This window comes from Acidovorax sp. PRC11 (assembly GCF_031844105.1).
Lineage (GTDB): Bacteria > Pseudomonadota > Gammaproteobacteria > Burkholderiales > Burkholderiaceae_C > Paracidovorax.
Genome location: NZ_JAUZUQ010000001.1, coordinates 351,262 through 363,769 on the forward strand (window position 1 = coordinate 351,262; position 12,508 = coordinate 363,769).

At 71.9% G+C, this 12,508-nt stretch carries 5 protein-coding genes and 1 pseudogene; 5 read left to right on the top strand and 1 reads right to left on the bottom strand.

All coding sequences use genetic code 11. The features are described from left to right. The first annotated feature begins 35 nt into the window (after positions 1–35). Complete coding sequence (locus Q9R47_RS01610) at positions 36–926, top strand: efflux RND transporter periplasmic adaptor subunit (RefSeq protein WP_311231548.1); 891 nt, start codon at positions 36–38, stop codon at positions 924–926. After that, positions 923–2,419 carry an efflux transporter outer membrane subunit gene (locus Q9R47_RS01615; protein ID WP_311231446.1) on the top strand — a complete coding sequence of 499 codons (1,497 nt, stop codon included), beginning with the start codon at positions 923–925 and terminating at the stop codon, positions 2,417–2,419. Before Q9R47_RS01610 ends, Q9R47_RS01615 begins: the two co-directional genes overlap by 4 nt. Positions 2,420–2,503: 84 nt before the next feature. Here Q9R47_RS01615 and Q9R47_RS01620 read toward each other — a convergent pair. Further along, positions 2,504–2,917 (bottom strand): annotated as a pseudogene (locus tag Q9R47_RS01620) (DDE-type integrase/transposase/recombinase); the annotation flags it as partial. Here Q9R47_RS01620 and Q9R47_RS01625 point away from each other — a divergent pair. The 3 genes from Q9R47_RS01625 to Q9R47_RS01635 all read left to right on the top strand — a co-directional run bounded on the left by Q9R47_RS01625 (position 2,862) and on the right by Q9R47_RS01635 (position 12,455). Beyond that, positions 2,862–3,254 (top strand): hypothetical protein, encoded by a 393-nt coding sequence (locus tag Q9R47_RS01625; RefSeq protein ID WP_311231447.1) that lies wholly within the window; start codon positions 2,862–2,864, stop codon positions 3,252–3,254. The pseudogene Q9R47_RS01620 and the gene Q9R47_RS01625 overlap by 56 nt on opposite strands. A 402-nt stretch (positions 3,255–3,656) precedes the next feature. Beyond that, the gene (locus Q9R47_RS01630) at positions 3,657–3,791 is read left to right on the top strand and encodes a hypothetical protein (RefSeq protein WP_311231448.1); all 135 of its coding nucleotides are present in this window, start codon (positions 3,657–3,659) and stop codon (positions 3,789–3,791) included. A 111-nt stretch (positions 3,792–3,902) separates the two neighbouring features. After that, complete coding sequence (locus Q9R47_RS01635; protein ID WP_311231449.1) at positions 3,903–12,455, top strand: GH36-type glycosyl hydrolase domain-containing protein; 8,553 nt, start codon at positions 3,903–3,905, stop codon at positions 12,453–12,455. Positions 12,456–12,508 lie beyond the last annotated feature (53 nt).

Genomic DNA, 12,508 nt, shown 5'->3' on the forward strand with positions numbered 1-12,508 from the left:
CAACGACTTCGACGACCAAGACCAAGACCAAGACGATGACGGCGCGGGCCCGCGCCTTCGCGGTGCCGCTGGCCCGCGTGCTGCTGACGCTCGGCATGGTGGCCCTGGCCGCCTGGGCCGCCCTGCGCCTCTGGGACCACTACGAACTCGCGCCCTGGACCCGCGACGGCCGCGTGCGCGCCAACGTCGTGCAGGTGGCCCCCGACGTGTCGGGCCTGGTGCATGCCGTGCAGGTGCAGGACAACCAGCCCGTGAAGGCGGGCCAGGTGCTGTTCGAGATCGATCCGGCGCGCTTCACGCTGGCCGTGCAGCAGGCCCGTGCCGGCGTGCAGTCGGCCCGCGCCACCCTGGCGCAGGCACGCCGCGAGGACGCCCGCAACGACAGCCTCTCGGACCTGGTGCCGCGCGAGGCGCGCGAACAGTCGCGCGCCCGGGTCGAAGCCGCCGCCGCCGCGATGGCCCGCGCCGACGTCGATCTGCGCGCGGCCGAACTCAACCTGCAGCGCGCCACGGTGCGCGCGCCGGTGGACGGCTGGGTCACCAATCTGGACCTGCGCACGGGCGCCTACGCCGCCGCCGGCCGCGGCGCCATGGCGATCGTCGATCGCGGCTCCTTCTACGTCGAAGGCTATTTCGAGGAAACCAAGCTCGCCCGCATCCACCCCGGCGATGCCGTGCGGGTCACGCCCATGGGCAGCCGCGTGGCGCTGGCCGGCACGGTGCAGAGCATCGCCGCGGGCATCGCCGACCGCGACCGCTCCACCGGCGCCAACCTGCTGCCCAGCGTCAGCCCCACCTTCAACTGGGTGCGCCTGGCGCAGCGGGTGCCGGTGCGGGTGCAGTTGGATGCGCAGCCCGACGGCGCCGGGCTCGTGGCCGGCCAGACCGTGCTCGTCGAGGTGGTGGCTCCGGGAGGCCGGACATGAGACACCGCACCGCCCTTTTAGGCACTGCCCTGCCCCGCGCCGCCGGCCTTGCCCGGCGGGCCACGCCCCTGCTCGCCGCCCTGCTCCTGGCCGGCTGCGGCAGCCTGGCCGTCGGGCCCGACTACCACGTGCCCGCCGATGCGGCCGTGCGCGATCCGGCCGCGGCCGGCCCCTTCCAGGAGGAGCAGGCACAGTCGAACGCACCCGGCGCCGACGCCGCCCTCTCCACCGAGCCGCTGCCGCCGCGCTGGTGGCACCTGTTCCGCGACCCGACGCTCGACGCGCTGGTGCAGGAAGCGCTGGCGCACAACACCGACCTGCGCGTCGCCGCCGCCAACCTGGAATTGCAGGACGCCACCCTGGCCCAGGTGCGGGCCGCCGAACAGCCGCAACTGTCGGTCTCCGGCGGCCCCGGCTTCGGCCACGTCTCGGGCCTGTCGGAACTGGCACCGGGCCTCAGTCCATCCAACCAGTTCGCCTACCGGTTGGAAGGCGGCCTGTCCTACCAGATCGACGTGGTGGGCGAACTGCGGCGCGCCGCCGAAGCCGCGCAGGCCGACTCCGCGGCCGCGGCGGCCGCGGTCGATCTGGCCCGCGTGAACGTGGCCGCCGGCACCGCGCGCGCCTACGCCCTGGCCTGCGCCACCGGCCAGCAATTGAAGGTGGCCGAATCCTCCGTCGCCCTGCAGAAAGAGCAACTGGGCGTGGTGCGGCGGCTGCACGATGCGGGCCGCGCCGGCGCCACCGACGTGGCCCGCTCCCGCGGGCTCCTCGCCCAGCTGGAAGCGTCGCCCCCCGCACTGCGGGCGCAGCGCCAGGCCGCGCTCTACCAGCTGGCGGCCTGGCTGGGCCGCACGCCGGGCGCGCTGCCGGCCGCGGTGCAGCAGTGCGCCGCCGTGCCGCAGGTGGCCGGCGCGCTGCCGGTGGGCGACGGCTCCGCGCTGCTGCGCCGGCGGCCCGATCTGCGGCGCAGCGAGCGGCAACTGGCCGCCGCCACCGCCCGCATCGGCGTGGCCACCGCACAGCTCTATCCCAAGGTATCGCTCGGCCTGTCCGCCAGCTCCGCCGGGCCGGCCGGCGACTTCCTGGGCCGCGACACCTTCGCCTGGAACCTCGGCCCCCTCATCCGCTGGAGCCTGCCCAACACCGGCGCCGTCCGCGCGCGCATCGCCGGCGCCGAGGCGTCCACCCGCATGGCCCTGGCCAGCTTCGACGGCGCCGTGCTGCAGGCCCTGCGCGAGACCGAGACCGCGCTGTCGGCCTACCGGCAGGAACTGGTCAGCGTGGAAGCTTTGACCCGCGCCCGGGACGACAGCGCCCAGGTGGCCCGGCAGGCCCAGCGCCTGTACGTGAGCGGCCGCAGCGCGTATCTCGATACGCTGGACGCGCAGCGCTCGCTGGCCACCGCGGAGGCCAGCCTCGCCGCCGCGCAGGCGCGGGTGGCGCAGGAGCAGGTGGCGGTGTTCATGGCGCTGGGTGGAGGGTGGGAGTGAGGCTGGGGAGCCGTACCCATCATTGGGAGAGAGGTCCAGGGTTTCGCAGGCTGACGGATCCTGCATCGATGGTGGAGGGTTCGCGAAGTTCTCATTGAGGCATTCGTCCCTGAGCCGGCCGTAGAAGCTTTCGATATAGGCGTTCCGGGTGTGCTTTCCCGGCTGGATCAGGATGTGCTCGATACCTCGCGCCTGCAGCGAGGCCATGAAGGCCCGGCAGGTGAATTCCGGGCCGTTGTCGGTCCGGATGGCTCGCGGGTACCCTCTGAAGCATGCAGCCCGCTCCAGCACCTGGGCGACGTAGGCCCCGGGCATCGACAGATCCACTGCGATATCGATGCACTCGCGGATAAAGTCATCGGTGATGGTCAGGCATTTGATTCGCCGGCCATTGGCGAGTGCGCCGCTGACGAGGTTCAGGCTCCAGGTCTGGTTGGCACGCATGGCCGCAGCCAGCGGTGTCCGCTCGCCGCGGTACTTCCTGGCCTTGTTGCGCTTGGCGTACCGCCCGATGTGCATGGAACTTCTCGGAAGGCTTGCCAGATCGGAGCTGCCCCTGACCGAGGCCGATCCCGACGTGCTCGACAGGCTGCGCGTACTCGAAGCCGCCGGCCACATCAGGGTGCTGATCCCCTCTGCCCACTTGGACTGCGGCGATTGCCTGCGCCAGGATGCGGTCACTGTCTTGGAGATCCTACCCGCGGGGTGGAGGGCCCTGAGCACGGGTGCACCCGACGAAGAGGCTTGCCCGCTTTCATCGCCGCGGCCGAGGCGCCCGAAACTCGCCAGGATCGCCGACTGGCTCAGCAGCACCAGGCGCCGATCTGGCGAATGAGGTCCCAACCACTGCCCGCGCCGCGACGCCCGCCAGCCACAAGCCGGCAGAGAAGCCCCGCTGCCGAACGCGAACAGCGTCACCCGCACCGCGCCCTGCAGCGGCCCGTCGCCGCGGCTGGCCATCATCAGCCCCGAGTAAGCGTGGGTCGCGTAAGAGTCCACGGCCCATCCCATCCATGCAGACCATCCATGCATTAAGCAATCAAGGGGCCTTGAAATGCGGCCCCCTGCCACCATCTGCATTTGCTACCGAACGGGCGGACCCCTCCGCTTCCCGCTGATTGACGCCAGCGTCTTGCAGATTCCCTTCCTTTCCTGACGCACACGCCAGCCATTTGCATCGAGTGGTTGAGCACCTCGCCCGCAGCAGCGGGCCGACATCCAAGAGCAGGAGCACCCCATGGCAGGAAAAGAGCAAAAGCGCGGCAACCGGGAACTGAAAAAACCCAAGAAGAAACCGGTGCCGGCGGTCGCGGCATCCACGGTCGCAGCCGGGACCGCCGCGGCACCGGTGCGGACTTCCAAGAAGTCCTGACAGACGCTGGGCCACAGCGCCCAGCCGCCGCCACGGGGCCATATGGCCCATCTACTTCTCGGCGGGTTGATCGCGGGGCCTCCCGTGCCCGCGGCGCCCTGAAAGGCGCCCATGCACCCAGTTCTTCAGTTCGCGTTCCGGCGTTCCGCCCGAGGGCCGTGGTCCGACACCGCACCCGTGCGCGAGGAGTTGTTCGGCATCGAACGCCTGGAGCAGCATGCGCGCAGCCTCGCAGCAGCCCAGCAGGTCAGCGCCAACCCGCCCCGGGTGCTTTCGCTGCACAGCCGGTTGCGCGACAACGCCGCCGAACTGCTGCTGGCCTACCGTGCGGGTGCAGCGGAAGTGGCCGCCGGCCACCGCGTGGTCCCGGCCGCCGAATGGCTGCTGGACAATTACCATGTGGTCGAGGCGCAAGTGCGCGAGATCCGCACCGACCTGCCGCCGGGCTACTACCGCCAGCTGCCCAAGCTGGCAGACGGTCCGCTGGCAGGCTATCCGCGCGTCTTCGGGCTCGCCTGGGCCTTCGTGGCCCATACCGACAGCCATTTCGACCCGGCCGTCCTGCACCGCTTCATCGCGGCCTACCAGGAAGTGCAGCCGCTGGACATCAGCGAACTCTGGGCCGTGGCGATCACCATGCGTATCGTGCTGGTGGAGAACCTGCGCCGACTGGCCGACCAGATCGCGGCCGGACGCGCTGCGCGGGCGGACGCGCAAAGCCTGGCCGACCGCCTGCTGGCGCCAGGCGGCGCGTATGCGGCGCTGCAGCGGGACATCGATACCCGCGCGAAGGGCCCGCTGTCCGAGCTGTTCGCCGCGCAGCTCGCCAAGCGCCTGCGCGACCAGGACCCCCGCACCACGCCGGCCCTGCAATGGCTGGACGATCGGCTGAGTCGCCAGGGCTCGGATACCGACCAGGCCATCCTGCATGCGCAGCAGCGCCAGGGGGCCTCCAACGTCTCGGTGCGCAACGTCATCACCAGCATGCGGCTGATGTCGGACATCGACTGGGCGGATCTGTTCGAGAGCAACAGCCTGGTGGACGCGCGCCTGCGGACCGGCAGCGCCTTCGCGGCGATGGATTTCCCGACACGCAACCGCTATCGCACCGCGATCGAGCAACTGGCCCGGGGTTCGCGCCTCTCCGAGCTTGCGATCGCCGAACGGGTGCTGGCGCTGGCTGCGGCGCAGAAGACGTCCGGGCTTCACGTCCGGGACGCCAGCACGGCAGATCCCGGCTACTACCTGATCGCCGAAGGGCGCGACGCCCTCGAGCAGGCCATCGGATTCCGGCCGCCGCCGGCCGTGCGCATCCACCGCTTCAACGTTCGCCTCGGGATCGGTGGCTACGTGGCCGCCATCCTCGTGCTGGCAGCGCTGCTGCTGGGGCTGGTGTTCTGGGCCGTCTTCGGCGCGGGCGCCTCGGCGGCCATTCCCGCCGGACTGCTGGCGGCGCTTGCGCTGGCCGCATTCCTGCCCTCCACCGAGGTGGCCACGGCCCTGGTCCAGCGAGCAATCGCCTCGCGCTCTGGCGCCGTAGGCCTCCCTGCCCTGGCGCTCGTCGACGGGGTTCCCACCCACCTGCGCACACTGGTCGTCGTGCCCACGCTGCTGTCCAGCGAGGCGGAATTGCGCAGCCACATCGAGAGCCTGGAAGTCCACCATCTCGCGGGCGCGGGCGGCGACCTGTCCTTTGCCTTGCTGTCGGACGGCCTGGACGCGGACACGGAGGTGCTGCCCGGCGACGCCCACCTGATCGGCATTGCACAGGAAGCCATTGCCGCACTGAACCACCGGCATGGCCCGGCTCCGGGCGGCAAGCGCTTTTACCTGTTGCACCGGCGACGCCGGTTCAACGCCAGCGAGAACCGCTGGATGGGTTGGGAACGCAAGCGCGGCAAGCTCCACGAACTCAACCGGCTGCTGCGCGGCGCCACCGACACCAGCTTCATGCCGCTGGACGGCGGCGCTGCCGACAACGCGCAGCCACCCGACATCCTGGCCGGAGTGCGCTACGTCATCACGCTGGACGCCGATACCCGGCTGCCGCGCGACGCGGCGCTGCGCCTGATCGGCAAGATGGCCCATCCCCTGAACCGCGTGCGCTGGAGCGACGCCGAACAGCGCGTGGTGGGCGGCTACGCCATCCTGCAGCCGCGCGTGACGCCGGCGCTGCCGCTGGGCCGTGAGGGCTCGCTCTACCAGTGCCTGTCGTCCGGCCCGGGCGGCATGGACCCTTATGCGGCGGCCGTCTCCGACGTCTACCAGGACCTGTTCGGCGAAGGCTCCTACACCGGCAAGGGTATCTACGATGTCGATGCCTTCGAAGCCGCGCTCGCCGGGCGCATTCCCGAGAACACGATGCTCAGCCACGATCTGTTCGAGGGCGTATTCGCGCGCGCGGGGCTCGCGTCGGACGTCGAGGTGGTCGAGGAATTCCCGGCCCGCTACGACGTCGCCGCGCGGCGCCAGCACCGCTGGACGCGGGGCGACTGGCAACTCCTGCCCTGGGTGCTCGGGCGGCGCCACGCGGGCGCAGCCGTGCCGCCGGTGGGCCGCTGGAAGATGGTCGACAACCTGCGGCGGTCCCTGCTGGCGCCTGCGAGCCTGCTGGCCTTCGTACTGTGCGCCTGGCTGCCCTGGCCCCAGTCGCTGCAGGGCATGGGCCTGATGATGCTGGCTCTGGCCGTGCCGGCCTTCCTGCCAGGCCTCGCGGGGCTGCGGCCGCCACGCACGGGCATCGGGCTGGGCAGCCACCTGCGTCTGCTGGCCAGCGACCTGCGGATGGCCGCCCTGCAGGCTGCCTGGGCGCTGGCCCTGCTGCCGGACCAGGCCTGGCGCGCGATGGACGCCATCGCGCGCACCCTCACCAGGCTGTACGTGACACATCGTCACCTGCTGGAATGGACGACCGCTGCCCAAACCGCCGCGCGCCCGCGCCCCGGCATCGCGGGCTTCTATGGTCAGATGGCCGGCGGCTTGCTGCTGGCCGTGGTACTGGCGGTGGGCGTCGGCCTGTTCTCGCCTGCGGCATGGCAGGTGGGACTGCCCCTGTTTGCGCTCTGGCTCGCGGCGCCGGCCCTGGCCTGGCGCGCCAGCCGCCGCTCGCCGCTCTCGCCGTCCGGTGCGACGGATTCCGCCGATGCCCTGGCCCTGCGGCGCACGGCGCGCCGGACCTGGCGCTTTTTCGAGACCTTCGTGACGCCGGCCGAGCACATGCTGCCACCGGACAATTTCCAGGAAGACCCGAAGCCGGTGGTCGCGCATCGCACCTCGCCCACGAACATCGGCCTGTACCTGCTGTCGGCGGTGGCGGCGCGCGACTTCGGCTGGGCCGGCGCCCTGCAGACCTGCGAGCGCCTGGAAGCGACCTTCGCCAGCCTGCAGAGGCTGGAGCGCTTCCGGGGCCATTTCTACAACTGGTACGACACGCGCACGACCCGGGTGCTGGCCCCCCCCTACGTGTCATCCGTGGACAGCGGCAACCTGGCGGGCCATCTGATCGCGTTGGCCAATGCCTGCGAGGAATGGGTGGGCGTGCCGCCAGCCGACTGGACGGACGGCGCCGGCGATGCGCTCGCACTGGCCCGCGAAGCCGCGCTCGCCACGCCCGCGGCCCAGGGACCGCAGGGCCAGCGGCTGCTGGCCCTCCTCGACGATATCGACGCCGGGCTCCAATGCCCTGCCAGCCTGTTGTTGCCTGTGCTCCAGCGCCTGGCCGACAAGGCTTCGGAGGAAGCGCGGGTGCTGATCCCGGCGGCGCTGACCGAGGGCGACGATCTGCTGTTCTGGACCAAGGCGCTGTGCGGGCGGATCGAACAGCAATCGCGCGATGCTGCCTCACACGCCGCCACGGCGAGTCCCCTCGACGCCCGCTGGCGGGCCCTGGCGCAGCAGGCGCGTACGCTGGCGCTCGGGATGGACTTCGCCTTCCTGCTGGACCCCGACCGCAAGCTGCTGTCCATCGGTTATGCCGCGGTGGAGAACGTGCTCGATGCCAACTGCTACGACCTGCTGGCGTCCGAGGCGCGGCTGGCCAGCCTGTTTGCGATCGCCAAGGGCGACGTGCCCACGCGGCATTGGTTCCGCCTGGGCCGCACCGCCATTCCCGTGGGCCGGGGATCGGCCCTGGTGTCCTGGTCCGGGTCGATGTTCGAATACCTGATGCCCTCGCTGGTGATGCGCGCGCCAGCCGGCAGCCTGCTGGAGCAGACCACCCGCCTGGTCGTGCAGCACCAGGCGGCCTACGGCCGGCTGATGGGCGTGCCATGGGGCATCTCTGAATCGGCCTACAACGCCCGCGACCTGGAGTTCACCTACCAGTACTCCAACTTCGGCGTGCCGGGCCTGGGCCTCAAGCGCGGCCTGGCCGAGGACCTGGTGATCGCGCCCTATGCCACCGGCCTGGCCGCCATGGTCGATGCACCGCTCGCGCAGCGCAACTTCGAGCGCCTGCAGGCGCTGGGCGCGCTCGGGCGCCACGGTTTCTACGAAGCATTGGACTTCACGCGCGCCCGCCTGCCCGGCGGCGCGCGGGTCGCCATCGTGCGCAACTACATGGCACACCACCAGGGCATGACCCTGGTCGCCATCGCCAACGCGCTGCAGGGCGCGCGCATGCGCGAACGCTTCCACCGCGAGCCGATGATCCAGGCCTGCGAACTGCTGCTGCAGGAGCGCATGCCGCGCCTGGTCGCCGTCGCGCATCCGCGGGCCGAGGAAGTGCCCTCGGGCGCGGCCGATCCGCACGGCGAACTGCACGCGGTACGGCGCATGGGCGTGTCGGCCACGGCCGCGCCCGCCACGCACCTGCTGTCCAACGGACGCTACGCCGTCATGCTGACCGCGGCGGGCACCGGCTACAGCCGCTGGCGCGAACTGGCCGTGACGCGCTGGCGCGAAGACGCGACCCGCGACGACTGGGGCGCCTACGTCTATCTTCGCGACACGGACAGCGGCCGGGTCTGGTCCGCCGCGGCGCAGCCCCTGGGCGTGGCGGCCGACAGCCACGAGGTGGTCTTCGCCGAGGACCACGCCACCTTCACGCGGCACGACGGCAGCCTGACGACCACGATGGAAGTGCTGGTGTCGGCCGAGGCCGATGGCGAGGTGCGCCGGGTCACGGTGGTCAACACCGGCCGCAAGGCGCGGGAGGTCGAGCTCACTTCCTATGCCGAGGTGGTGCTTGCGCCGCCTGCTGCCGACGATGCCCATCCGGCCTTCGCCAAGATGTTCGTGCAGACCGAATACCTGCCCGAGTTCGGCGCCCTGATCGCCACGCGCCGCCCCCGCACGCCGGGCGAGCCGCCGGTGTGGGCCGCGCATTTCGCGGTCGTGGAAGGCATCGTCACGGCGCCGGCCCAGTACGAATCCGACCGGGCGCGCTTCCTGGGCCGGGGACGCACGGCCACCGCGGCACAGGCCATGGCGGCCGGCACCGCGCTGTCCGGCACGGCCGGCACGGTGCTGGACCCGGTCTTCTCGGTCCGCCACCGCATGCGCATCGCGCCCGGCCAGTTGGCGCGGCTGGCCTTCTGGACGCTGGTGGCCACCACGCGCGAAGCGCTGCTCGACCTCGTGGACCAGCACCACGACCGCAGTGCCTTCGAGCGCGCACGCACGCTGGCCTGGACCCAGGCCCAGGTGCAGTTGCGGGACATCGGCATCGAGGCCGGCGAAGCCGCGGACTTCCAGCGGCTCGCTGCGCCGATCCTCTACGCCGACGCGCGCTTCCGCGCCCCGGCCGAGGCCATCGCACGCGGCGCCGGCGCGCAGTCGGGCCTGTGGCGGCACGCGGTCTCGGGCGGCCTGCCGATCGTGCTGCTGCGCATCGACGACATCGAGGACATGGCCCAGGTGCGCCAGCTGCTGCGTGCGCACGAGTACTGGCGCATGAAGGGGCTGGGCGTCGACCTGTTGATCGTCAACGAACGCGCCTCGTCCTACGTGCAGGACCTGCAGACCGCCATCGAGACCGCCGTGCGCCGCAGCCAGTCGCGGCCCCGCCTGGACGGCGAGTCGCTGGCGCGCGGCGGGGTGCACACGCTGCGCGCCGACCTGATGGACGCGCCGTCCCGCGACCTGCTGCAATCCGTTGCCCGCGTGGTGCTGCTGGCGCGCAGGGGCGGCATCGACCGGCAGATGGCGCGGCTGGCCGCGGCGGCGCCCGCCGCGCGGCCGGTTTCCGAGCCGCCGCAGCCGCTGGCCGCCGCCCTGCCCGGGCAGGCGCAGATTCCGGACACAGCCCGACTGGAGTTCTTCAACGGACTCGGCGGCTTCGACCAGGACGGCCGCGAATACGTGACGGTGCTCACCGACGGCCAGACCACGCCCGCGCCATGGATCAACGTCATCGCCAACCCAGGCTTCGGCTTCCAGGTTTCGGCCGATGGCTGCGCCAGTACCTGGGCCGACAACAGCCGTGAGAACCAACTCACGCCCTGGTCCAACGACCCGGTGACCGACCCGACGGGCGAAGCCTTCTTCGTGCGCGACGAGGCCAGCGGCCAGCTCTGGAGCCCCACCGCGCAGCCGATCCGCGGCAGCGGCACCTACGTCGCGCGCCACGGCCATGGCTACAGCCGCTTTACGCACGAGGCGCACGGCATCGCGCTGGAACTGCTGCAGTTCGTGCCGCTGGAGGACCCCGTCAAGGTCTCGCGCCTGACGCTGCACAACCGCACGGCGCGGACGCGGCACCTGTCCGTCACGACCTATGCGGAATGGGTGCTGGGCACCTCTCGCGCCGCCAGCGCGCCCTTCATCCTGACCGAGGTGGATGCAGCCACGAGCGTGCTGCTGGCGCGCAACCCCTGGAGCACGGCCTTCCCGGGCCGCGTCGCCTTCGCCGACCTCGCGGGCCGGCAGAGCGCGTGGACCGCCGACCGCACGGAATTCCTGGGCCGCCACGGCAGCCTGACGGCGCCGGCGGCCTTGCGCGGCCAAGCGCCCCTGTCCGGCGCGGTGGGCGCGGGCCTGGACCCCTGCGCCGCGCTGCAGTGCAGCCTGGTGCTGCGGCCCGGCGAATCGGTGGAGGTGGTCGCCCTGCTGGGGCAATGCGCCAGCGCCCAGGAGAGCCTGGCGCTGGCGGCCCGCTGGCGCGAGGCCGACCTGGACGCCGAGCTGCAGCGGGTGCGGGACCATTGGGGCGGCCTGCTCGGCGCCGTGCAGGTGCGCACCCCCGACCGCGCGATGGACATCCTGCTCAACGGCTGGCTGCTCTACCAGACGCTGGCCTGCCGCATCTGGGCCCGCTCGGCCTTCTACCAGGCCAGCGGCGCCTACGGCTTTCGCGACCAGTTGCAGGACGGCATGGCGCTCGCCTTCGCGCGGCCGGAAGAGACGCGGCGGCACCTGCTGCGCGCCGCGGGCCGCCAGTTCGTGGAGGGCGACGTGCAGCACTGGTGGCTCCCGCACTCCGGCCAGGGCGTGCGCACGCGCATCTCGGACGACCGCGTCTGGCTGGCCTTCGCCGCGGCCAGCTACGTCGCCGTCTCGGGCGATGCGGCGGTGCTGGACGAATCCATCGCTTTCCTGGAAGGGCCCGCACTGCAGGAGGGCGAACACGACGCCTTCTTCCAGCCCATGCAAGCCAGCGCATCGGCGACGCTGTTCGAGCACTGCGCCCGCGCCCTGGACCAGAGCATCGCGTTGACCGGCGAGCTGGGCCTGCCGCTGATGGGTACCGGCGACTGGAACGACGGCATGAACCGCGTGGGCCAGGATGGCCGGGGCGAGAGCGTGTGGCTGGGCTGGCTTCTGGTGCGCACGCTGACCCTGTTCGGCCCGCTGGCCGAGACGCGCGACCCGGCCCGGGCCGCGCGCTGGCGCTCCCATGCGCAGACCGTGGCCGCCGCGCTGGAGCGCGAGGCCTGGGACGGCGACTGGTACCGGCGCGCCACCTTCGACGACGGCACCTGGCTGGGCACCCGCGACAACGAGGAATGCCGCATCGATTCGATCGCCCAGTCCTGGGCCGTGCTCTCTGGCGTGGCCGACCGCGGCCGCGCCCAGGCCGCGATGGCCTCGCTGCGCGCGCATCTGCTGGTGCCCGAGCCGGGGCTGGCGCTGCTTTTCACCCCGCCCTTCGACCGCACCCCGCGCGACCCCGGCTACATCAAGGGCTACCCGCCGGGCCTGCGCGAGAACGGCGGCCAGTACAGCCACGCAGCCATGTGGGCCATCCTGGCGTTCACGCAATTGCGCGCGGACCCTCAGGCTGGCGAATACGCCCACGCGCTGTTCGCGCTGGTCAATCCCATCCACCATGCCCGCACGCCGCAGCAGGCGGCGCGCTACCGGGTGGAACCCTACGTGGTGGCGGCCGACGTGTATTCGGTGCCGCCGCATGAAGGCCGGGGCGGCTGGACCTGGTACACCGGCGCCGCCGGCTGGATGCACCGCGCGGGCGTGGAGGGCATCCTGGGCATTCGCCGTGAAGGCGAGGTCCTGATCCTCGATCCCTGCATCCCCGCCGAATGGCCCGGATTCGAGGCCCGGGTCGTCCTCGGTGCGGCGCGCTACGCCATCCAGGTCGAATCACCGGGGAGGCGATGCGCCGGCATCTCGTCGGCGGTGCTGGACGGCGTGGCGCTGGCCTGCGACGGCGGTGCCCTGCGCGTGCCGATCACGCCGGGCGAGCATCGATGGGTGGTCACGCTGTGAAGCAACGATTTCCCCGATGCCCTCAGGAAAGCTCATGAGCCGTCCAGAGCCGG